Source organism: Chthonomonas calidirosea T49 (assembly GCF_000427095.1).
GTDB classification, from domain to species: Bacteria; Armatimonadota; Chthonomonadetes; order Chthonomonadales; family Chthonomonadaceae; genus Chthonomonas; species Chthonomonas calidirosea.
In genome coordinates, this window is record NC_021487.1 from 219,140 (window position 1) to 240,771 (window position 21,632).

Consider the following 21,632-nt stretch of genomic DNA (forward strand, 5'->3'; position numbering starts at 1 on the left):
TACCGATGGCTTTTTGCGAACTGAAGTATTTTAGCCCGGCGCTTCAAAAACAGACGGCGGCAAATATTATTCTACCGGAAGGCAAGAAGGGGCCTTTTTCGGTGCTCTACCTACTGCACGGCCTTTCAGACGATCACACGATTTGGCATCGGCGAACCTCTATCGAGCGCTATGTGCAAGACCTTCCCCTTATCGTTGTTATGCCGGATAACGGTCGTGGTTGGTATACCGATGCCGTTGAAGGACCGGCAAGCGAAACGGCTATTGTCTTGGACCTCATGAACCTTGTAGATTCGCTTTTTCCAACGCGCGCAGAACGAGCAGGAAGGTGTGTGGCGGGTCTTTCGATGGGTGGATATGGGGCGTTCAAGCTAGCACTGAAATACCCAAACAAGTTCTGCGCAGCTGTTAGCCATTCCGGAGCGTTGGGCATAGGCCATTTTCCCCTGAGACCAGAGGAAGTAGATAGTGTAGGGGACGACGCGAACCTTGAGGAGCGAAGGCGTTGGATGCGTGAGATGGTGCGGATTTTTGGTGAAGACCCGGTAGGCAGCACGAACGATCTTTATGCGCTTGCCAAGCAGGTTCCGCAATCTCTACGTCCAGCCTTACGCTTTGATTGCGGCACGGAAGATTTCTTGCTCGATCAGAATCGCAGCTTCCACTCCTATCTTGCTGAGATTGGTTACCCACACCAGTACGAAGAGTTTCCAGGTGGACACGATTGGTCTTATTGGGATCGGCATGTGCAGGAGACCTTACAGTTTTTCCGACCGATATTGAGTCTCGATCAGGTTTAGCTTACAAGCGCAAGATCGGCTACGACTGGACAGTGGTCAGAGCCCACGCCGTCACCCGTTTGGCAGTTGTATATCTGCCACTGCGGGCTGGTGAAGATATGGTCAATCCGTAAAAAGGGAAAGGGAGGCAGCAGATATTGACCGTAGGTATAGCCATAGCCGCGACCTGCTTTGGAAAAAGCGTCCTGTAGACGTCCCTCTCGTTCCAGTATTCGACAGACCAAAGAGGCAGGAGGGGAGTTAAAGTCTCCGGCAACGATGGTTGGCTCCTGAGATGGCAGGAGCTTCAAAAGGCCAGTGGCTTGAGCAAGACGATGTCGCGCATCCTCCTGTAAAACATCAGTATGGCCTTTGATCAAATCGAGCAGTGCCCAACGAGGTGAGAGAAGGTGCACGGAGAAGATCGTAACAAGGTGCTTGTCAAATCGAATCTGAAACTGCATAGCGTGGTAGTTTGGATCGCCCGGGCTCAGTGAAAGTGAGCGTGCATTGAGAATAGGATAGCGACTAGCCACGCTGCATTGGTAGAGCGTTTTCGTGTAGTAGCCATGTAGAGCCCCTTGAACAGGACTGTTAAGGATATTGGCAGAATCCTGCATCACCAAAACATCGGGATGAAAACGTCTGATTGTTTCTGCGATGGCTTGTGGGTTGCGTCGCCCCCATTTCACATTGTAGGTCATAATGCGCAAGGTTGGGATAGAATGAGAGGGTGAAATGGATGTATGCCAACAGAACCCCATTAATGGGCCGGCGACCCACAAAAGACTGATGATAGGTAGCCCCAATTTCCTCGGAGCATAGCGGAGCATAGGGAGCAAAAGAATCAGGGCCGGCAATCCCCATATCCATGAAGGCAAGTAGAGAACGACAATGCCAAAAGTTGTTCTTTCGGGTCCGTAAAGTTGGAGTAGAGTGGCGAGTGCCGGAAAGAGAAACTGCAAGAGAGCTAAAATGGTAAGCCGTCTGCGCCATCTGCGGGCACGGATGCGCGGCTGGGAGTGTGCTGAGGGATAACTGCGCCACTCAACCGGACGTGCGGGAATCGCCACGTTTTCTTCTCCAGCTATGTCGTTTGGGTCTATGGGTGAAATGGTCTTGCTTCCAATTTATCGGTTAGGATGAGCGTTTCCCTAAGGGTAAAGGGCTGTTTTTTATTATACGGCATGAGTGAGTGCTGTTTAATGAGCAGGAATTCAGCCGCTTAGGTGCGAAATTACATGCGCTTAAGAATTGTCGTGCGGAAAGTTTTTTGCGTTACTAAGGAGGGGTTCCGCGGTTTGTCCATATCTAGAGAAGGTCGAACACTGTCCCTACTAGCCGAGAAGCGTGCCTCCATGTGGGCTGCCTACTCGGGTGTGCTCGCTCCTCTTTCCTTTTTAGTGATCTTGTGTTTGGTATTATGGCGCCTATCACCTAATTTCGCAACTCGGGACAATCTCAAGCAGATCGTTGTTCAATCAGCGGTTGTGGCGATACTTGCTTGTGGTCAGACGGCAGTTATTATCGCTGCACAGATTGATCTCTCTGTGGGAGCCATTATGGCGTTTTCGGGAGTAGCCGCAGCCGTAGCTATGCACACCTATCATGTAAGTGTGCCTATAGGCGTACTGATCGCTTGTGCTACCGGATTGATTTTTGGCACTGTCAACGGTCTGATTACTGCCTACGGGCGTATTCCCTCCTTTATCGTCACTTTAGGCATGATGGAGGTCGCGCATGGCGCTGCTGGGTTGCTATCGGGCGATCAGGATGTGTCTACCCCTCAGTCGTTTCAGGTGTTTGGTTATGGAGAGCTATTCGGTGGTCCGACGCGTGATGGAATTCCTTATGCAGCGCTAATGCTGATTCTCACAGCCATCGTGGTACATATTGCCTTATCGAAAACTCGGTGGGGGCGCCAGGTGTATGCTATCGGAGGTAACGCGGAAGCCGCACGGCTGTCGGGGGTTCGTGTGGCCCGAGTGATCATTACCGTATTTATGTTATCGGGTTTTCTCTCTGGAGTAGCGGCAGTGGTGAGCGTTTCGAGGGCAAGCGTGGCCTCGCGTGATGCTGGCGTGGGCTATGAGCTTGACTCGATCGCAGCTGCCGTCCTCGGTGGGACCTCTTTGTTCGGTGGACAGGGAGGTATTCCAGGAACGATTTTGGGAGCAGCACTTATCTACACCATTCGGAACGGATGCGCTCTGCTGGGATATGGCCCTGACCTGCAAGAGGTTATCATCGGTTTGGTGATCGTAGTGGCCGTGCTGTACGATCGATTTGGGCCAGGACGACGGGCGCTCCGCACCAGTTAGCTGAAATGACAAAGGAGTAAATAATCAGGAGTAGAATATGCGATTCGATAGGAGTTACTGTACACTTCTGCTTGTTTTAGGGTTACTTGGAGCTGGGGTAAGCGGCTGTCAAAAGAGCGCTAGCCCAAGTGGGCAGGCGGGAAGCAACACGAACCAGACTGTCATTGCAGTGATTCCAAAAGGAACGGCGAACTCCTACTGGTTGGGGGTAAAAGCGGGTGCTGAGGCTGCTGGCAGAGAACATGGCGTGAAAATAGATTTCGATGGTCCGAAGCTGGAAACAGATATTACCGGCCAGATCAATCTTGTAGAAGATAAAATTAATGCGGGTGTCAAGGGCATTGTCTTGGCGGCCTGTGATACCCACGCTTTGCTGCGCCCGGTGGAGGATGCACTACGCCGAGGCATTCCCGTGGTGACCATCGATTCTGGGCTAGACCCGAAAGAGGATCCCTCCTATTGCTATATCGCCACGAACAACGAAGAGGGGGGTAAGAAGGCCGCGGACGCCCTTGCTGCCGCGATAGGTCAAAAAGGCAAAGTGGGTATTCTTGGCTTCCTACAGGGTGCGGCATCCAACGACGATCGGCTAAAGGGCTTCACCGAGGAGATTAGAAAATATCCTGGCATCACCGTAGTAACGACGCTTTACGACGATAGCGATACGGGCAAGGCAGTAAACCAGACGGCCAACATGCTGACGGCTCACCCCGATCTCAACGGGATATTTGCAGCCAATCAGCCTGGAGGAGTTGGTGCAGCTAACTATCTACGGCAGAGTGGGCTGGTAGGTAAGGTGAAAATCGTGGCATTTGATGCTTCCGATGATGAGATAAACGACCTCAAACAAGGCATTATTCAAGCCTTGATCGTGCAGAACCCCTATCAGATGGGTTATCAAGGGGTTATTGAGGTCTTGAACGCGCTTGCCAAAAAGCCAGCGCCCCAACCGCGCTTTATTGATAGTGGCGTGACGGTGGTGACTCAGCAGAACATAAACGACCCGCAGATTCAGAGGTTACTGCATCCGGGTAGCTCATAAACAGGCTTTGAGCTCAGGGCGACTAACCTTCTTCATGATGCAGACGGTAGAGGAGGGGGGCGACAGCTGCGTAGTCCTGCACCTGTATGCCAAGCCCTGCCGGCAGAATACGGCAGCCCGCGGCGATTCTTGCCCAGCAGCGCTCAGCGACTGCCTTACGTACCGGCTCCAGTAGGCACTCGCCAGCATGAACCGCTATGGTCCCAAGAATAACGCATTCGGGGTTAAGAATCTGAAGCACGTTAGCGAGGCCGATACCGAGGTAGGTGCCCACCTCTTCCAGAAGCCCCTGGGCGAAGTTATCGCCCTCTTTAGCGGCAGCGATAACGTGTTCTGCTGTAATATTGGCTGGTTTCCCGTCGGCCATGCTAAGGACACGTTTGTGCCGGCCATACATTAAGCTTTCCCTGGCGAGCCGTGCGATGGCTGGGCCGGAGGCAAGTGCTTCCAAGCAACCCTGTTTGCCACAGGCGCAGAGGGGACCATTGGGCAGGATGGTTTGGTGGCCGATCTCACCGGCCAGTCCCTGCTTCCCATGGTAGAGCTTTCCATCCAGAATAAGACCACCGCCAATGCCGGTGCCCATGGTGAGATAAATTAAGTGAGAGGCTCCTTTACCGGCCCCAAAAAGCCACTCTGCGAGGGCGCCGGCATTGGCATCGTTTTCTAGAACCACGGGGAGGTGGAAACGCTCTTGCACAAAAGAGACGATCGGCACGTTGTCCCAGCCTGGGAGGTTTGGAGGAGAGCAGATAAGCCCCTTTTCGAGGTCTAGCGGCCCTCCGCAAACAACGCTGATGCCGGCAAGATCATCCTGGCTTATATTTTCCTCTTCAAGGAGCGCCCGGGCTAAATCGGTGAGTTCTGAAAGAACTGTTTCGGCATCACGCATCTGCGGGCGAGTTGGCATCTGCATTCTCGCACGCAACGTGCTATCTGTTGTGGCGAGAATAACGGCACTTTTCGTACCGCCGATGTCGAAACCGAGAACATAGTTAGCAGGCATAGTTTTTGGTATCTGAATGGTAACTAAAAAGATTTTCGAGAGTGTAAGTGCAGAGAGAAGGGTATATAAACATTCCGTAGAGAGTCCCTTTTTTCCTGCTAGAGAGGAGGTAGCATTGTGAAGATACGTGCCCACGCACCAGGGCGATGCGGTATTGTCGGAAATCCAACCGATATGTACGGGGGGTGCGTGCTCTCTTGTACGACTCAAGAGCGCGCCTTTTGTGAACTAGAACCTCGTGGAGAGGAGACACTTTTTCAGAATGAAGACCAACATAGCCTCGTGCGCAGCAAGGAGGATCTGCGTCTGCGGGGAGATAAGCTCGACATCCTACGGGCTGCATTTGCCTATTTTGATATCGATCCAGGGGCCACTCCAGTTCAGGTACGGGTTTGGACGGAGATACCTATGCAGGCGGGACTGGCCGGATCTACGGCCATGCTGACGGCCATTGTTGGCGCTATTGTGCGTTGGCAAAACCTACAGTTCAACCTTTATGCTTTAGCAGAGACGGTTCGAAAGATCGAGGCAAGACTGCTTGGTGTACTGTGTGGATTTCAGGATCAGCACATGGCGGTTTTTGGCGGCCTCAACTTTATGGATTTTTATGGAAAAGAGAGCCTTGAACAGAGGGAGGATGAGCCTTTAGCCACCATTGAGCCTTTGACTGAACGCTGTTCTGTACCACCCCTTCTTCTGGCACATACGGGTGTTCAACATCATTCTGGGACGGTTCACAAATCTCCCCGCCAGCGTTGGGAGGAGGGGGATACAGAGGTAAGGAGCGGCTATACCCGTATCATGGCTTTAGCACGTAGAGGGAAGCGTGCGCTCATTGAGCAAGATTGGCAGAAGCTCGGTGAGGTCATGAACGAAAACCATGCGATAGTTGCTGCATTAGGCGGTTCGGGTTTAGAGAACGATCGTTTGATCGAGGCTGCGCTTCGATCCGGTGCGTGGGGCGCCAAGCTTGCTGGTGCTGGTGGAGGCGGCACAATTATCGTGCTCGTAAAGGATCACGAAAAAGTTGTACAGGCGCTACTAGACGCCGGCGCAGAAAAGCTATTAACCCCAGCACCTCGGCCGGGGTTAACGATAGAAGCGGAAAACTAACTGGTGTCGCTAGCTTCAGCTACTTTCCTTTTAAGAGGAGCACATTTGCTGAATAAGGGGCGAACTGAAAACGAAATGTGGCCCCTGGAACAGTGCACCTTGTCATCGCCAGGTCTGGAGAACCTTTGCCTGTGCGCGCAGCGTCATCTTGAGGGATGCCGTAGGAATAACAGAGTGCGGCACGCTGGGGGTTGAAGCCTGCCAAGTGAATTTCGCCAGTGAGCGTCTGATCGGGGCTTTTGTTAATAATGAGCAGCGAGAGGGAGCCATTTGGATGACGCGCGGCATAGATGGAGAGCAGATCGTAGTTACTTGAGGCGCTGACGATCTGATCGCCGCTGTTGGCAAAGTAGGCAAGCAGTTTGAAAACGTAGTAGGTTGGATAGCGGTCGTTTTGAGGCGACACAATACCATAGTCGCCGTAGTTGCGCCATCCATAGAGAGTGGAACTATTGTTGTTATTGGGGCTGGGGCCGTTGCGTAAGTCCCACCAACAAATGGACTGGAATTCCGTTTTCAGAAGGTTGGCCACGCTATCGGCAAGATAGAGGCCGTTAACAAGACTGGTGGTCTGCTTGCCGGGGTTGTAAGAAACAGAGTTGTTCTCCGTGCACACCAGCGCAACCTTGTCGCCATCGCTGCCAAGATAGTCCGAGAGCTGCTGTCGGAGGTTCGCCGCATCGTTTGGCCAAGTGCGAGCGGCTTGGAGAAGGAAGGCATCACTCTCGTTGCCCGGATTTTGTTCGTAGCGGTGGTAGATGAGGAAGTCGGGTAAGACTCCTAGTTGGTGAAGAGTTGAGAGCATGACTGGAGTCCAGCCGTAGTGGGTTTGGTGGGTACGTGGGTTCACGGCAGCATGATTTTTATTATTGGCGAAAGAATCCTCACCGACGACAGCGACGACGCCAACTTTAATAGAGGGATCTACGGCTTTCATTTGGGTAATAAATTGAGCCGCTTCTACGGCATAGGTGTAGGGATCATGAGGAATCGGATGGTGATCTTCTTCCCAGTTTCCGTAGCATTCGTTGCCGATCTCCCAATATTTGAAACCGTAGTGTTTTTCGATATTGGCATAGCGCACCCACGCCGCTGCTTCTTGCGGAGTTCCGGAACCGTAGTTGACGGTGATAAAGGCCTGCGTATGGAGCGCTTGTGCGATGTGTGCAAAGCTGTCGAAATCGGTAGCCCATTTCCAGGTATTGTTGTCGGAGTTATTCGTTTGCCAGTGATAGCCGTCAGAAGTAGAGCCGCCGGGAAAGCGGAGAATGTTAATATGAAGGGGCGAGAGCAGCTCTATGGTCGCTGGTGTGTTGAGATGAGAGTCCCAGCAAGCCGTATTGAGGCCGATGGCGATGGGCGAAACGTTTCGAAGAATATGCTGAACATCTACATCCAGCCGAATTTGAGCGGGTGGAGGAGCAGCCAGCAGGCGAATAGCAGCGAGATAGAAAGGCGGTTGAGCGGTTCCAGAGGCATCTTGCAGCCAAAAACCGGTGAAGTTAGCTGCATGATCAACATGAAGCGCTGCTAAGGGTATAACGACTTCTTGCCACCGATCGGCTAAAATCGCGCCTCCCTTGATGAAGGAGGCCAAGGGCACTGCTGGCTGCGCTTTGCGATCGAGCAGGCCTGCCACCTGTATGTGCTGATTTCCCGTGTTCCCTCCGTTAATCCAGAAGCTGAGTGCCGTATACCCGTCCGTCTTAAATGGTTCATGAGCCAGGTAGAATCCTTGCGAAGGAGCTGTGTAGTGCACCTGAATACTCGGTTCACCGGCATACGTAAAACGTGTGTTCCCAAGCTCTGTTTGGCACCATGACCAGTTCTGCCAGCCGTTTTCTAGTTTGCCGGTATAGATGACGAGATTTTGGGCATGGGCGGCTTGGACAACTCCGAGGCCTAGCACGAGAAGAGAAAGATAGTATAACCATTTCCTCGCGTGGGAGAGGTGCATCTTGGGTACCTCCTAATAGATGGGTTTTACTAACAAAATGGAGTTCATTACAAGCATGGCAGATTGAGGCAATTTCGTCAATGGAGGTTTGCATAGCACGATGTTGGTTAAGAGCCACGCTCCGGTGCGTATCGACTTCGCTGGGGGTTGGACCGATGTGAATCTTTTTGCACTAGGAGCTGGGGGCGCTGTAGTGAACGCTACTATCAATCACTATGTTTCTGGAGAGCTGGAAGTTTATGAAGAGCCAGAGGCGTTGAGCTTTCCCGTGGCTTTGGCAGGCAGCCAAGAGGGCTTAAGAGTGGCCTATAGGTGTGATCTTCCTTCTGGCTCAGGGCTAGGAACGTCGGCTGCCCTGAATGTTGTGTGGCTAAGCCTTATTCACTCTCAGATCGCTTCAGAAGAAGACAGAGCACGCATTGCAGAACTTGCGTATCAGTTAGAGGAGATGTTAGGGATTCTGGGCGGGAAACAAGATCAGTATGCTGCAGCCTTCGGTGGGGTGAACTTTATGACGTTCAATCAGAAAGTGCATGTGGAAAGGCTCGCCATCTCGCCAAAGTTCATAGAAATGTTAGAGCAGCGTTTAGTGCTGTGTTATACAGGCAAGCCGCGGCTATCAGGCAGCATTCATGCGCACGTTTGGGGCGCTTTCAAGAGAGGAGTTCCTCAAACGGTACAAGCACTATATGGGCTTCGTGATTGTGCCTTACGGATGCGTGAAGCGTTATTAGGAGAGGACATCGCCCAATTTGCCTCTATTTTGAGCGAGAACTGGCAGCATCAGAAGGCGCTTGACCCCTCGATAACAAACGATCAAATAGAACTGTTGTTTGAGGTGGCCAGTAAGGCTGGTGCCATTGGCGGCAAGGCATGTGGTGCTGGTGGGGGCGGATGCCTGCTTTTCTGTGCGAAGGAGGGCAAAGCGAATGAGGTGGCCATGGCGTTATCCAAAGCAGGTGCACGCATTATTCCTTTTCATTTCGAATGGAAGGGCTTGGAGGTGACGCGTGAGGAGTAGTTTGATGACAAAGAAGGTTGCTGTGGCTATCCTTTTGAGTTGGATGCTGAGCCTCCTCTTTTCTGATGGGAAGGCCCTTGGGGCATCTGCTTTTGTAGCGGGTGCAGCAAGCGTCAACATCACACCCGTTGGCGCTGCGGTCAGGGTGCCATTAGGAGGATATGCCGCTCGCAAGGGGGCTCTGGCGATGGGGGTGCATGACCCCGTTTTCGCCCGTGCTTTAGTGCTTGGTAGCGGAGGTCAGCTTGTCGCCATTGTCTCGGTAGATCTCTGCTTTTTACCTTCGGGCATCGTGCAGGCCGTAGCACAAGACCTACGGCAGATGAGGTTGGTCGAGTTAACCGGTAGCCATCTGTTCTTGGCGGCTACGCATACTCACAGCGCTCCCGATCCTCTGGCAATGGACCCTGCCAATACCTTTACGCAGCCCAAAGGTTGGAGCTGTTTTAATCCGCAGCTTCTTCGTTGGACGGCATATCACATTGCGCTTGCTGTGAAACAGGCGTATGAGAATCGCGTGCCGGCACTTCTAGGCTACACCACAACTGAGGTAGAAGGACTGAATCGCAATCGGCGTGACGACCCGGTGTTGGACAGGCAGTTGACGGTGCTGCGCGTTGTTCGTCGGAAAGATTTACGCTCGATTGCCGAATTGGTAGTATTTGCTTCCCATCCAACCATTTACACAGCGAAGATGCTAGAAATCTCCGCAGACTGGCCTGGAGTTATGGAACAGGCGATTGAGAAGCGCTACGGGGGCGTCTGTCTGTTTTTGAACGGCGCAGAAGGCGATGCCGCTCCTCCAGATTCGCGGGGGCTCACGGAGGAGCAAGCAGTTGAACAGTATGGGAAGGCCATGGCTGCTGCGGTTCTACGGCTTATTCCCACTATCGTTTACGACGTGCCGGTGCCGGTAAAAGCTTGGCAAACCTCCGTGATATTGCCAAGACGCCAACCAAATGGTCTTTATCTGGCTGCTGCAGGGAGTTTAGGGATCTCCATTCCTGATGCTCAAAACAGGGTGAGGCAGCTCATGCCGTCTACCACAACAATATCCTTTGTTTGTATTCATCGGCTGCTACTTATCGGCATGCCTTGTGAGCCTACAGGCGCTCTGGGAGTAGCCCTGAGGCGTGAGGCGGAGGAAAAGGGATATCATCGGGTTGCCATAGTGGCTCTCGTTAACGACTGGTTGGCCTACGCACTTACTGCGAAACAGTACCAGCATGGAGGCTATGAGGCGGGCATGTCGTTTTACGGCCCTCAACTAGGAGACGTTCTCGAGCGAGCTGTATCGAGGGGATTATCGCAGGAAAGAAACTCCTCAGCGGAGCAGTAGGGTAAGGCACTTTGCAGCTCCTCCTGCCTTAAGGAACTCCGACATCTCCACGGCATAGCACACGAAACCTCTCTGTTGCAGTGCATCTGTTAGTTGGGGGCAACCGGTCGGCAAAACAACTTGGTGGCCTATCACCACGGCGTTACAGGCGAAGCGTAAGGCCTCCTCTTCACAGACGGGAATGGTTTCAAAGTTGTTTTCGATAACCGTTCGGGCATAATCATCGAAAGCTTCGGGATAGTAGGCGACCAGATGGGCTTCGAGAGGTAGGAAGCAGGTGTCGAGATGATACCATCGGTCATCTACGAGTTCTAAGGAAAGGACAGGCAGGCCCAGGGTGTCGGCGAGCCAACGATGGGAACAGATATCGCTCCGTTTGAGGTAGCCAGCCGCAAGCACATCTCCTACAAACAGCGCATCGCCCTCTCCTTCGAAATGGCAATTGGATGGCGGGGTTATTACCTGATATCCCTGTTGTTCAAACCAGGTTCGGAAGTAAGCTACTTCGGGCTGACGTTGCGGGTATCGAAACTGGGAAAGCAGCGCTTTCCCTTCGTAAACGAGGCCGGCGTTTGCTGTGAACACCATGTCGGGACATTCGGGTGGCTGTGGAATCAGATGGACGGTAAGGCCTATTTTAGTGGCCAGCACTTGATAGAGCGCATCCCACTGTTTAGCAGCAAGAGATCGATCGGGTCGGTTTTCAAGATGCATCCATGGGTTGATCTCATAGCAGACGTCGTAGGCCGTAGGTGGGCACATTAAAACCTGGTGGATAGTAGAGGCAGCGGTCATTTCACGACTTTGACGTTTGGCAGTTGAGCTGCCAGTTCTTTAAGGAAGAATTCGCAGTCGGTTACGAGGCCAAACGCCTGATGGGTTCCCCGATCCATCAGTTTAATAACCGTATCTGGGTCGGAGTCGACACAGAGGGTACGAACGGAGGCAGGCAGGAGATTACCGGTTGCCACCGAATGAAGGGTGGTTGCTACCATGATGGCAACGCCGACTCCGCGTACATGTTGGCGCATCTTATCTTGGGCTTCGACAACGTCGGTGATGACGTCGGGCAGGGGGCCGTCGTCACGAATAGAACCGGCTAACACGAAGGGGGTATTTGTGGTGATACAGGCGTGCATAATGCCGGATCGAAGAAAGCCTGCTTCAACCGCGTGACGGATAGAGCCATAGGCCCTTATAGCGTTGATGGCACGCAGATGGTTTTCATGGCCATGAGGCATGGCCGTTCCAGTGGCGATCTCGACTCCTAAAGAGGTACCGAAAAGCGCTCCCTCGATATCGTGGGCAGCCAACGCATTACCTGCGAAAAGCACGTCTATCCATCCTGCACGAATGATGGCTTCGAGGTAGTGGCCGGCACCTGTGTGGATGATAGCCGGGCCACCCACAAACAGAATTTTCTTTCCCTCCTGTCGCGTCTCTTTCATCGCGTGCACGATAGCGGCGACGACGCGCTCTTTTGGACGTTCGGTGGAGACATCGCTCCCCATAAAGCTAAACACATCGTCCGGTTCTCGCCGTTCAACAGGGGTAACGCGCACACCGGTATCACCAACAACGACGAGTTCCCCTTCACGCACATGATGCATGGGGGTACAACGTGCGATGGGCGTACCCTCCTTGTGTTCGACGACGATGGCGCAATCCATCTCAATGAACTGCACGGGGATCCATTCGTTACCTAGTCGCACGTGGGTTTCGAGATTGGTTGTGGCGTAGAAGCCTTCGGGAAGCACACCATCCTTCGGGGCAGGCACCAATCGGACCTCTCCCGCTGTGCGCTCCGTGCCATGTTGGCCGGTTGCATGAAGGATGCGTTCCAGCGTTTCATTATCTGGAGCACTGATCTCTATCTCAGCATGACTCGGATCGGAGCGTGTTGCGCCCATTTGAAAGCGCAGCACACGATATTCACCCCCCTCTTTGAGGATGATGTCGAGGACTTTTGAGAGGGTGAGCGAGTCGATAATATGTCCATCTAGGCGAACGATCTCAGAGGGCATCCGTCTCTCTCTATTGAACTTTAATAACAAAATCGGTTGTTAGAATTTTACCTTCATGTTGGAACTGCGTCCAAATTTTGTAGATGCCAGGTTTAGACAGCAGAACATGAAACTGAACCGTTGGGCCGTAGTGCTTTTTACCCACTTCCAAAGGGTGAGAATGGCAATAACCCATGGTGTCTTGACTGATAACCACACAGTGTCCGGCCGCACCAAGGTAGGGTTGAAGATCGGTTACGGGTAGGCCATTTTTCCAAATGGTGTAGGTAAGTACGGTTTCATCGCGCCAAGAGGGGTGGCTCGGAGTCATAAGCATCTGCACGCGATAAGGCCCAAATACCTTTGCTTGTGCCGGCGTCAGCAAAAGCGGCTTAGGAGGTGGAGGGCTACCAACGACGTGAACCGGGATGCGAAATACCTGATTTCTATCCCCAAATGGGGTAATGTCGGCAAAGAGCAGGAAATTGCCGGCAAAGGGAAAAGCATAGTCTATAAGCAGTGTGCCGTTGGGCTGTAGTTGCGGGTGAATATGGTCGAAGAAAGAGAGGTCTTGGCTTACCACAATAAGGTGCATCTTTTTTTCGTGGACGGTTGCAAGGTTATGAAGAATTTGCCCTTGGTAGCGCGGCGTAAAGACCAAGCGTACGAGCTGATCAGGCCGAGGAGATGAGATGGGGTTGAGTTGTGCATGTTGGGTGGGAAGGAGTAGTTGACCCGCCTCGGCATTGGCGCGAATGGTATCTTCCGATACAGCTTGTGGCCGCTTCGAGGAAGTAAGAAGGGCTTGAGGAGATGAAGGAAGAGATGGACTAGAGAGCATGGCGAAGTCGAGCGTGTAGCCTGGGTCGTGCAGCACTCCCCAAGGGCGCGGTGGTTTGTTTGGTTCTAAAGGCATGCCACATAGAGGACAAAAGCCAGGGTGAGTGGCTCCCACGTTTGAATGCATGGGACAGACATAGGGCAAGTAGCTGTGCGGAAAAGCCGCATTGTGGTCTATCCACGGCTCGAAGTCGGCGATGAGCGGCGCTGCGGTCGGAGGGCGATCGGAAGGCCAGAGCAGTGCTCGTGGTTCGAAGAAGGTGACGTTATGCAAAAAAGTGGCGACGCCCGTGTAATGGCTAAGGTCGGCATTTGTGGGATGTAGCTTGAGCGCTGTGGTGTCACCACCAATTTTAATAACGAGTTGGGCGCTATAGACCTTAATGGGGTAGGGGAGATCGTTGCTCTGATGATAAAGGTAGAGATCGAAGCGTTGTGTGTCCGGGTTATAGGTCAACTCGGCGCGTTCATGACCTAGGGGCGCTACAAGGCCGTGATGAGGGGCCGAGCGGCTTAGGTGTCCATAGCCTAAGAACCAAGGAAGCCCTTCATTGTAGTTGATAAGAAGGAACGCCTCGAACATCATAAGACAGGGGTAGGCGATGGCTAGACTGCGGGTAACCCGTGTCGGAGCAGTAAGAGGAAAGCTTTGCTTCTGTTTCTGTTGTAGGTGGTCTTCTGCTAACTTAACGGCGCCGATGAGCAGGGCAACAAACCCCATGACGGTATGATGGATATAGACCCCTGCAGCTACATTCGCATAGGGTGCATTGGAGTGAACGTGGGTAAAAAGCAAGGCTCCCCCTACCAAGGCGAAAACGGCCAGCAGGCGGTGTTGAGGTTCTTTTCCAATTTTAGCGACCTGCTGACGTTTGAGTAGTCCATGTAATCCCATAGCAATCATGAGGACGGCGTAGATTTTGTGCATTAAAACCTCTTTGTCGGTGAGGGGGCGGAATGGGTGAACATGGTAGAGGGGCCAGGAATCCTGATCGCTAAAAATAAGGAGGAAAACACCACCGGCAAGAAATAGCAACGGAGCCAACCGGCGTACCTGACTGCCCCATTCGGGAGAGAGAAGATCGATAAGTAGCATTAGGGAGAGTATGAGTACCAACCAGCCGAAGATATGGTGCATCATGTCGGAGTAGAAAATGGCGGATTGCGTCTGGTGTTGTAGTAGAATGGCGAGGTCCTCATGTGTAGGAGTTGGGGCGATACCTGGAACCTGTACAGCTGCGGCATGGTGGTAGACAAGCATAGCACCGAGATGGCCTGTATAACCCAGTAGCGCGCAGCAAGCAACCGCAAAGATGAGGTAGATGGCCATGGCGCTACGTCGCGTGCTGATACCTAGAAACAGCCGTGCGGCGGCAAGGAAAACGAACGACCAGCTGGTGATAGTAGCCATCAGCTCATGATATTCCATGGGATCTTGAGGAACCCCATCGCGGGCCGCCCAGATTTCGGCAAAGTTACCAGCAACGAAGGCAAAGAGGGTTGCACAGGTGCCTAAAAGCAGGGTAAGTTGGGCAAATCGTGCGATGTTGGGGTTTTGTTGAAAGAAGCCGATAAGATCAAGAGCGACAGCGAAAAGGAGCAGGACGATGGGAAAATGCACAAGTGCCGGGTGTAAAAAACCGATAAAACGTGCGATCTCCATGAGCGATTCACTCCGAAGCGTGCTGTGATTCAGTGGAAAACAGTGAGGAAATGGCTACTAGTTTAGCGTTTATCGGAGGCGCGAAGTTCCCGGCTCTTCGATAGGGAGGCCTTGACGGCAGAGAGGACATTCATCGGGCGCATAGGAGGGGGATTCGACCGTCAGTAGGGCTTCGAGGCGATAACCTAAATTAATGGTCCCTCCACTGCGATCCACAAGCACTGCCACACCCACGATGTTAGCCTGGTGTCTTTGTGCCAGCTCGATACACTCACGGGTAGCACCGCCGGTGGTCATAACGTCGTCTACAATAAGGGTATGCGTGTTGGGTGGCAGTACAAGCCCACGGCGCAGACAGCGTATACCCTGTTCTTTTTCCGCATAGAGCGCGCGTGTGTGCAGCTGTCGCGCCACCTCATAAGCCAGGAGAATGCCTCCTGTGGTGGGGCCGAGGACAACGTCTACCGTGTTATGGCGGAAGCGTCGGGCTATTTCGGCACAAAGCGTTTGAACATGTTCAGGATATTGCAATACCCAAAACTTTTCCCAATACTCATTGCTATGGCGCCCCGAAGAGAGAAGAAAGTGGCCTGTCCGTAAAGCGCCAACTTGGAGAAATATTTCACGGACTTTTTCTGGAGACAATCCTGCTTCCATAGGTGAGCTCAGTATACCCTATCTAACCTCTGATGAAAACGACCCCCAATCCAGGGAAGGCCTATGAGTACCCTCGCTGCACGCAGGTTTTGTGGGACGCTTGTGCCGTGTAGATATTGAAAAAGCGGTGTATGGGGTAAAATGATGTTCGGTTTCCGATGTGGTTTTTTCAAAAGATCACGGAGGAGAGACCGAAAATCTTATGAGGGGTTGCGATCGCTTCGGCGATGTGCTATACTAGTATGGTTCGAGCAAGAGACCGCTAGGCCCCTTGTAGAGCTGTACAAAGCAATATCCCACCGATGAGGAACAGCTGAATGTGGGTTATATCCGTCCCACATTGTGAAAAAATGCACAAAGTGCGATTCGCAAAGAGAGCGGTAACGTGGGTGTATCGTTGTTTGGCTAGGTGTGGATTTTACCTAGCCAGTGCGGATCGAAATAGACAGGGAGTGTACTGATGGCTCAACTCTTCCATCCGGCTGCGAACACAGTTGCGCGTGTGATGGTGCTTTGCGCTTTCACCGGCCCTATTGTGGCACTGCTTGTGGGTAGTGCGATCACGCGCTCCTCATTCAACACGAATGTAGGTGTGCCGCTCGCTCAGCCGGTTCCTTTTAGTCACGAGCATCATGCAGTAGAGCTTGGTATAGACTGTCGTTATTGTCATACCGATGTAGAGCGATCGCCCAATCCTGGGCTGCCCTCTTCGGAGATCTGTATGTCGTGTCATTCGCAGATTTGGACCGACAGTCCGCTTCTGAAACCGGTGCGTGATAGCTATCGTGAAAACAAACCTCTCGTGTGGAATCAGGTGAACTGGGTTCCGAGGTTCGTTTATTTCCCGCATGATATCCATGTGGCACGCGGTATCAGCTGTAACAACTGCCACGGTCCCATACAGAAGATGATGATTACCTATAAAGGCAAAGCTTTCTTTATGGTCTTTTGTCTTAACTGCCACCGTCAGCCCGAGAAGTTTTTAGCACCTCCTCAGTTTGTGTGGCAGCTCTATCAAGACATTCAACGCTATGGCGATAGAGTGGATCCAACCGGTAAAGACGGTCTAACGCCACGTGAATATGCGCTTGCGGAGGGTAAGTACTACGAAAATCAAGGGGCTGACCTAGTGGAGGGGGAGCGTCTTAAGAAGGAGTATCATATCCACACCGTTCAGATTACCAACTGCTCTGTCTGTCATCACTAATAGCGGGCAGGCGAACTTGGTGGAGATTAGGTGGAAAGAATGGCAAACGAAAATCGGTCGAAGCTAGATTTAGCGACTATTAAAGCGCGCCTGGCGGCTGCACGTGGCAAGAAGTATTGGCGTGTGCTTGAGGAACTCGCGGACACTCCGGAGTTTCGCGAGGTTGTTGCCAATGAAATACCCGATGTCACCCGCTCAATAGATTTACATATGGACCGCCGACAGTTCCTCACATTAAGTGCGGCTTCATTGGCTCTGGCCGGCCTGAGCGGGTGTCGTTATCTGCCTCAACACAAACTCGTTCCTTATGTGAACCAGCCTGAGGAAGAGACGCCGGGCATACCGTTGTATTATGCCTCGGCCGCACCTACTTTTTGGGGATATGGCATAGGTACCATCGTAACGAGCCGTGATGGGCGCCCTATAAAGATGGATGGCAACCCAGGCCATCCGGCGAGTTTGGGGGCCACCGATATCTTTACTCAAGCAGCCACGCTGACCCTTTATGACCCCGATCGCTCTCAAATAGTGAACCATCAAGGCGATTTCTCCACCTGGGAAGATTTCTTTGCCACCGCTCGCCCGCTCCTGCAGCGCCAACTCGCTGTGAGAGGTGCAGGTTTACGAATTCTTACAGAGACGGTTACGTCGCCCACTCTGTCGGCTCAGTTGCAGGCAATCTTAAAGCGTTTTCCTGAAGCGCAATGGGTTCAGTATGAGCCAACCTACCCCAATCATGCCTACGAGGCCGCTGTAGTCGCTTTTGGCGAGCCAGTTCACACCTATTATGACCTTGCCAAAGCGAAACGTATCCTGTCGCTGGATTCCGATTTCCTTATTTCAAACCCAGCCTGCGTACGCTACGCACGCGATTTTGCCGACGGTCGGAGGGTACGACAGGGCACCACCGAGATATCGCGATTCTATGCCATAGAGAGCACGCCCACATTGACCGGGGCGATGGCGGATAACCGAATTCGGGTACGAGCCAGCCTGGTAGAGGGTCTTGCCCGGACTATTGCGCAGCAGCTTGGAATAGATGTGGGGACGGAACCATTGCCTACGCTTGATGCGGAGCAAGCCAAGTTTGTTGCGGGGGTCGTGAAGGACTTAAAGGACAACGCAGGCGCCAGTGTGGTGATCCCCGGCGAGTTTCAGACCCCTGCGGTCCATATTCTGGCGCATGCTATCAATGAGCGCCTTGGCAACGTGGGGAAAACTGTTTTCCACACGGAACCCGTAGAAGCTCGGCCACAACATCAGATACAGGCGCTTCAAAATCTGGTGGCCGATATGAATGCAGGCAAGGTGGATATCTTGCTGATCCTTGGTGGTAACCCTGTTTATAACGCGCCTGCCGACATCGGCTTTGCTGAGGCGCTTCCACGAGTTCCATTTCGTGCCCATCTTGGACTATATGAGGATGAGACGTCGATAGCTTGTCAGTGGCATCTGCCAGAATCGCACTTCCTCGAAGCTTGGGGCGATCTGAGAGCTTTCGACGGCACGGCTAGCATTATTCAGCCCCTCATCCTTCCCATCTACGACACGAAATCGGCTTATGAGTTGCTTTCAGGCCTTTTCGATACGCCTGAGACCGGTGGGCACGCGGGCGCTGCTCCACGCGACGGTTACACCATTGTTCGGCAGTACTGGGCAGAGCATGGCTACCCCATAGATGAACCGTATGATTTCGCCTTCAACAAACTTTTGCATGATGGGGTCATCCCGAACACAAAGGCGAAAGTCAAGCAGGTGCAGGTACGTGCAGAAGCTTTGCGTTCGCTGCAGGTTCAGGTGCCTGTCAACGTGGGCGGTACGACGCTTGAGGTGATGATTCGGCCTGATCCCACCATTTGGGATGGACGCTTCGCCAATAATGGATGGCTACAAGAGCTTCCCAAGCCCTTTTCTAAGGCCACCTGGGACAACGTGATTTTGATGAACCCCGAGACGGCTGAGCGACTACAGATACCGCTTGGAGACGGATGGGCGATTATTCCTAAGTTGAACGAATCGCAAGGGGCAAAAGCCTCCCCTGTGATTACCGTCAACCTGAATGGGAGAACGGTGAAAGGGGCTGTTTGGGCAATGCCAGGGCACCCTCACGATGCGATTACGGTCTACTTAGGATACGGTCGCACAAGTGCTGGTGTGCTGGGCACGGGGACTGGGTTTAATGTGTACCCGATCTTTTTATCGAAGAGCCCTTGGAACGGGACGGCACAGATCGAGTACACCGGGGAAGGTTATCAAATAGCAACGACCCAGTACACGCATATGATGGACAATCGCGACGTCGTTCGAGTGGGAACGATCAAGGAATTTCTACGACACCCCTCTTTAGCTCCTGATGAGGACGCAGAACAAGCAAACGTGGCCGAGGGCACCGGAAAAGGGCAACCCGACTATTACCCAGCTTTTCCCTGGCCTGAGCCTGGTATGAGTCACAAAGGCGCGTATAACTGGGGTATGGTCATTGACCTACAATCCTGCATTGGCTGTAGCGTCTGTATGGTGGCCTGTCAGGCAGAGAACAATATTCCAGTGGTCGGCAAGGCACAGGTCATGCGGGGACGGCATATGAACTGGATTCGGGTGGATACCTACTACGAAACGAAACCCGACGACTTTGAGACATTCGCACACAATCCTCGCATCTACTTCCAACCGGTAACATGCATGCAGTGTGAACAGGCGCCTTGCGAGTACGTGTGCCCCGTTGGCGCGACGCAACATAGCGTGGAGGGCATTAACCAGATGGTTTATAACCGCTGTATCGGAACCCGCTATTGCGCCAACAACTGCCCCTATAAGGTGCGTCGCTTCAACTTCCTCAACTACAACAATCATTTCAATCATGACTTTTTTGGTCGGCCCAATAAAGTGGAGCAGCTAGTTTTTAACCCGGATGTCACCGTGCGCGGACGCGGTGTCATGGAGAAATGCATGTACTGCATTCAGCGCATCAACTCGGCCCGTCAAAAGGCAAAAATCGAGAACCGTGATCTGCGAGATGGAGAGGTTTTGACAGCTTGCCAACAGGCCTGTCCAACTCAGGCTATCACGTTTGGCAATATTACAGACCATGCCTCGAAGGTCTATGCGCTGAAGATTCAGCCTCATAACTACGGCCTGCTGACCGATTTGAACACACGGCCACGAACCACCTATTTAGCGCGAGTTATCAATCCAAACACGGATATCGAACCGGAAACGGAGAAGCAAGTTGGATAACGAGAGCTCTATCCAGTCATCAAGCAGCGTCCCTGAGAATCCGGCAATTGCCGGTCTTATAGAGGGCGATCAGACGTTTGAGACCGTAACGGAACGAATCGTTTCGGTTGTGCTGAGCCAGAGCAAGCACAAGCTGCCCTGGTGGATCATGACCGCAATCGGTTTCCTGTTTTTTAACGTCCTTGGTATCTCTCTAACCTATCTCGTCTTTAAAGGAGTAGGAATTTGGGGAATCAACCAGCCGGTAAGTTGGGGATGGGCGATCATCAACTTTGTGTGGTGGATCGGTATCGGCCATGCTGGAACGCTTATTTCGGCCTTTTTGGCGCTGATGCGACAGCAATGGCGTGCCTCCATTAACCGATTTGCCGAGGCCATGACCATCTTTGCCGTGATGTGCGCAGGCATCTTTCCTGCTCTACATACAGGGCGTCCTTGGGTGGATTACTGGATGTTTCCTCTTCCCAATATCCTCGCCATGTGGCCTCAGTGGCGCAGCCCCCTTATGTGGGACGTTTTCGCCGTAGGTACTTACTTCACTATCTCCGTGCTGTTCTGGTTTCTGGGGCTTGTGCCCGATTTCGCTACCGTACGTGACCGGGCGGAAAACCCAGTCATTAAGTATGTCTATGCTATCCTCTCCTTAGGGTGGCGTGGAGCTGCAAGCCATTGGGAGCGATTCGAAACAGCTTACCTTATCCTTGCCGGTCTCTCAACGCCACTGGTGCTGTCGGTGCACTCCGTGGTGAGCTTCGACTTCTCCGTTGGGATCGTTTCCGGATGGCACGCCACCATTTTCCCACCCTACTTCGTAGCCGGAGCCTTGTATGCAGGTTTCGCTATGGTGATTATGCTGGCAGTTCCTTTAAGAAAGTGGTACCACCTGGAAGATTATGTAACGATGAAGCACTTCGACTGGATGGCCAAAATGATGCTTACATCGGGCCTAATCGTTTTCTACGGTTACATTATGGAGTGCTTTTTTGCCTACTTTGGGGGAGACTACTTCGACAGGCGGATGATGGAGTTTCGGCAGTTTGGGCCCTACGGATGGGCCTACTGGGTCCTTATCCTTACCAACTGCATCATCCCACAGGCTCTGTGGATCCCATGGGTTCGTAGAAATCTTAACTGGCTCTTCTTTATCTCGGTGGTCATCAGCATCGGCATGTGGTTTGAGCGCTACGTGATCGTTGCTGTATCGCTGACTCGCCAGTTTCTACCCGGTTCATGGGGGTACTATACCAACACCATTTGGGACGTGCTGGTGTATTTAGGAACGTTTGGTCTGTTTACTTTCTTCTTCTTCCTATTCGTACGCTTCGCCCCGATGATCTCCGTATTCGAGATGCGCGACCTCGTTTGGCGTCGTTTCCACTTCGGCCATCACGAACACGGGGCTGAAACAGCGGAGATGGAGCATACGACGGGCACTACAGAGGCCTAG

The 21,632-nt window shown here is 52.7% G+C and carries 16 protein-coding genes; 9 read left to right on the plus strand and 7 right to left on the minus strand.

Going from position 1 to position 21,632, the window contains the following annotated elements; all coding sequences use genetic code 11:
• Positions 1 to 5: 5 nt before the first annotated feature.
• A complete protein-coding gene (locus CCALI_RS00990; protein WP_016481602.1) occupies positions 6 to 800 on the plus strand; it encodes an alpha/beta hydrolase in 795 nt (264 codons plus the stop codon).
• Here the strand turns inward: CCALI_RS00990 and CCALI_RS00995 are convergent.
• Entirely contained in the window at positions 797 to 1,852 is a 1,056-nt protein-coding gene (locus CCALI_RS00995; RefSeq protein ID WP_016481603.1) for an endonuclease/exonuclease/phosphatase family protein, read from the minus strand. The genes CCALI_RS00990 and CCALI_RS00995 overlap by 4 nt on opposite strands.
• Before the next feature lie 228 nt (positions 1,853 to 2,080).
• On the opposite strand from CCALI_RS00995, the gene CCALI_RS01000 reads away from it, so the two are divergent.
• Both CCALI_RS01000 and CCALI_RS01005 read left to right on the plus strand, forming a co-directional pair.
• Positions 2,081 to 3,100, plus strand: a complete 1,020-nt coding sequence (locus CCALI_RS01000) for an ABC transporter permease (protein ID WP_172636610.1) — start codon at positions 2,081 to 2,083, stop codon at positions 3,098 to 3,100.
• A gap of 37 nt (positions 3,101 to 3,137) precedes the next feature.
• Positions 3,138 to 4,142 (plus strand): ABC transporter substrate-binding protein, encoded by a 1,005-nt coding sequence (locus CCALI_RS01005; RefSeq protein WP_016481605.1) that lies wholly within the window; start codon positions 3,138 to 3,140, stop codon positions 4,140 to 4,142.
• A 22-nt stretch (positions 4,143 to 4,164) separates the two neighbouring features.
• On the opposite strand, the gene CCALI_RS01010 is transcribed toward CCALI_RS01005, so the two are convergent.
• A complete protein-coding gene (locus CCALI_RS01010; protein ID WP_016481606.1) occupies positions 4,165 to 5,148 on the minus strand; it encodes an ROK family protein in 984 nt (327 codons plus the stop codon).
• Between the two features lie 117 nt (positions 5,149 to 5,265).
• Here CCALI_RS01010 and CCALI_RS01015 point away from each other — a divergent pair, with 117 nt between their 5' ends.
• Positions 5,266 to 6,261: a GHMP family kinase ATP-binding protein gene (locus CCALI_RS01015; protein WP_016481607.1), complete on the plus strand. Its 996-nt coding sequence runs from the start codon at positions 5,266 to 5,268 to the stop codon at positions 6,259 to 6,261.
• A 19-nt stretch (positions 6,262 to 6,280) separates the two neighbouring features.
• Here CCALI_RS01015 and CCALI_RS01020 read toward each other — a convergent pair whose 3' ends face one another.
• Positions 6,281 to 8,218: a putative alpha-L-arabinofuranosidase gene (locus tag CCALI_RS01020; RefSeq protein ID WP_016481608.1), complete on the minus strand. Its 1,938-nt coding sequence runs from the start codon at positions 8,216 to 8,218 to the stop codon at positions 6,281 to 6,283.
• A 100-nt stretch (positions 8,219 to 8,318) separates the two neighbouring features.
• On the opposite strand from CCALI_RS01020, the gene CCALI_RS01025 reads away from it, so the two are divergent.
• A complete protein-coding gene (locus tag CCALI_RS01025) occupies positions 8,319 to 9,239 on the plus strand; it encodes a GHMP family kinase ATP-binding protein (protein WP_016481609.1) in 921 nt (306 codons plus the stop codon).
• 4 nt (positions 9,240 to 9,243) lie between these two features.
• Entirely contained in the window at positions 9,244 to 10,578 is a 1,335-nt protein-coding gene (locus CCALI_RS01030; RefSeq protein WP_016481610.1) for a neutral/alkaline non-lysosomal ceramidase N-terminal domain-containing protein, read from the plus strand.
• Here CCALI_RS01030 and CCALI_RS01035 read toward each other — a convergent pair.
• From CCALI_RS01035 to pyrE, 4 genes are all read right to left on the minus strand, one after another.
• On the minus strand, positions 10,564 to 11,373 hold the full coding sequence (locus CCALI_RS01035) for a dimethylarginine dimethylaminohydrolase family protein (RefSeq protein WP_016481611.1): 810 nt from the start codon (positions 11,371 to 11,373) through the stop codon (positions 10,564 to 10,566). The genes CCALI_RS01030 and CCALI_RS01035 overlap by 15 nt on opposite strands.
• The gene (locus tag CCALI_RS01040) at positions 11,370 to 12,602 is read right to left on the minus strand and encodes an ornithine cyclodeaminase, nickel-pincer nucleotide-dependent (protein WP_016481612.1); all 1,233 of its coding nucleotides are present in this window, start codon (positions 12,600 to 12,602) and stop codon (positions 11,370 to 11,372) included. Before CCALI_RS01040 ends, CCALI_RS01035 begins: the two co-directional genes overlap by 4 nt.
• A gap of 10 nt (positions 12,603 to 12,612) precedes the next feature.
• On the minus strand, positions 12,613 to 15,084 hold the full coding sequence (locus tag CCALI_RS14585; RefSeq protein ID WP_016481613.1) for a DUF2231 domain-containing protein: 2,472 nt from the start codon (positions 15,082 to 15,084) through the stop codon (positions 12,613 to 12,615).
• Positions 15,085 to 15,153: 69 nt separating this feature from the next.
• Positions 15,154 to 15,741, minus strand: coding sequence for an orotate phosphoribosyltransferase (gene pyrE, locus CCALI_RS01050; protein ID WP_016481614.1), 588 nt, complete (start codon positions 15,739 to 15,741; stop codon positions 15,154 to 15,156).
• Positions 15,742 to 16,201: 460 nt separating this feature from the next.
• Here pyrE and CCALI_RS01055 point away from each other — a divergent pair, with 460 nt between their 5' ends.
• Genes CCALI_RS01055 through nrfD form a run of 3 tightly spaced genes read left to right on the plus strand, consistent with a single transcriptional unit; the run spans position 16,202 to position 21,632 of the window.
• Positions 16,202 to 16,948 carry a cytochrome c3 family protein gene (locus CCALI_RS01055; RefSeq protein ID WP_016481615.1) on the plus strand — a complete coding sequence of 249 codons (747 nt, stop codon included), beginning with the start codon at positions 16,202 to 16,204 and terminating at the stop codon, positions 16,946 to 16,948.
• A gap of 39 nt (positions 16,949 to 16,987) precedes the next feature.
• Positions 16,988 to 20,185: a TAT-variant-translocated molybdopterin oxidoreductase gene (locus tag CCALI_RS01060; protein ID WP_016481616.1), complete on the plus strand. Its 3,198-nt coding sequence runs from the start codon at positions 16,988 to 16,990 to the stop codon at positions 20,183 to 20,185.
• On the plus strand, positions 20,178 to 21,632 hold the full coding sequence (gene nrfD / locus CCALI_RS01065; RefSeq protein WP_016481617.1) for an NrfD/PsrC family molybdoenzyme membrane anchor subunit: 1,455 nt from the start codon (positions 20,178 to 20,180) through the stop codon (positions 21,630 to 21,632). The genes CCALI_RS01060 and nrfD overlap by 8 nt, the downstream gene beginning before the upstream one ends.

Coding starts and splice junctions, on each gene's coding strand:
- CCALI_RS00990 (WP_016481602.1), top strand. CDS start 6: ATGGCTTTTTGCGAACTGAAGTATTTTAGCCCGGCGCTTCAAAAACAG.
- CCALI_RS01005 (WP_016481605.1), top strand. CDS start 3,138: ATGCGATTCGATAGGAGTTACTGTACACTTCTGCTTGTTTTAGGGTTA.
- CCALI_RS01010 (WP_016481606.1), bottom strand. CDS start 5,148: ATGCCTGCTAACTATGTTCTCGGTTTCGACATCGGCGGTACGAAAAGT.
- CCALI_RS01020 (WP_016481608.1), bottom strand. CDS start 8,218: ATGCACCTCTCCCACGCGAGGAAATGGTTATACTATCTTTCTCTTCTC.
- CCALI_RS01025 (WP_016481609.1), top strand. CDS start 8,319: ATGTTGGTTAAGAGCCACGCTCCGGTGCGTATCGACTTCGCTGGGGGT.
- CCALI_RS01030 (WP_016481610.1), top strand. CDS start 9,244: ATGACAAAGAAGGTTGCTGTGGCTATCCTTTTGAGTTGGATGCTGAGC.
- CCALI_RS01035 (WP_016481611.1), bottom strand. CDS start 11,373: ATGACCGCTGCCTCTACTATCCACCAGGTTTTAATGTGCCCACCTACG.
- CCALI_RS01040 (WP_016481612.1), bottom strand. CDS start 12,602: ATGCCCTCTGAGATCGTTCGCCTAGATGGACATATTATCGACTCGCTC.
- CCALI_RS14585 (WP_016481613.1), bottom strand. CDS start 15,084: ATGGAGATCGCACGTTTTATCGGTTTTTTACACCCGGCACTTGTGCAT.
- pyrE (WP_016481614.1), bottom strand. CDS start 15,741: ATGGAAGCAGGATTGTCTCCAGAAAAAGTCCGTGAAATATTTCTCCAA.
- CCALI_RS01055 (WP_016481615.1), top strand. CDS start 16,202: ATGGCTCAACTCTTCCATCCGGCTGCGAACACAGTTGCGCGTGTGATG.
- CCALI_RS01060 (WP_016481616.1), top strand. CDS start 16,988: ATGGCAAACGAAAATCGGTCGAAGCTAGATTTAGCGACTATTAAAGCG.